The sequence below is a fragment of the Neisseria sp. P0009.S007 genome (genome assembly GCF_051962515.1).
In genome coordinates, this window is sequence record NZ_JBQCVF010000864.1 from 1 (window position 1) to 494 (window position 494).

The window sequence follows — 494 nt, forward strand, 5'->3', positions numbered from 1 at the left end:
TCAGCCGGCCATTCCAATTCTTCGCGTTGTTTCAAGACGGAATAATGGGTCGAGCCGGAGTCGAACCATACGTCCATGGTATCGGAAAGTTTGTCGTAATTTTCACAATCTTCCGCGCTCAAGAGTTCGCTCTTATCAAGAGAGAACCATGCTTCGATACCTTTTTCTTCGATTTTTTGGGCAACTTTTTCCAACAACTCAGCAGTGTTCGGATGCAGCTCACCGGTTTCTTTGTGAACAAAGAAAGTCATCGGCGTGCCCCAATAGCGTTGGCGTGAAACCACCCAGTCAGGACGGCCTTCAATCATGGCTTCTAAACGCGCACGACCCCATGATGGGAAGAATTCGGTGTCATCAACGGCTTTGATGGCTTTGTCGCGCAAGGTTTTACCGTCGGCACCGGCTTTGTCCATACCGACAAACCATTGGCCGGTCGCACGGTAAATCAACGGCGTTTTGTGACGCCAGCAGTGTGCGTAGCTGTGTTCGATTTT

1 protein-coding gene is annotated in these 494 nt (G+C 50.0%); it reads right to left on the bottom strand.

Going from position 1 to position 494, the window contains the following annotated elements:
* Positions 1–494 (bottom strand): class I tRNA ligase family protein (locus ACTHS3_RS16820; protein ID WP_440368619.1); only part of this gene is annotated, 494 nt, incomplete at both ends.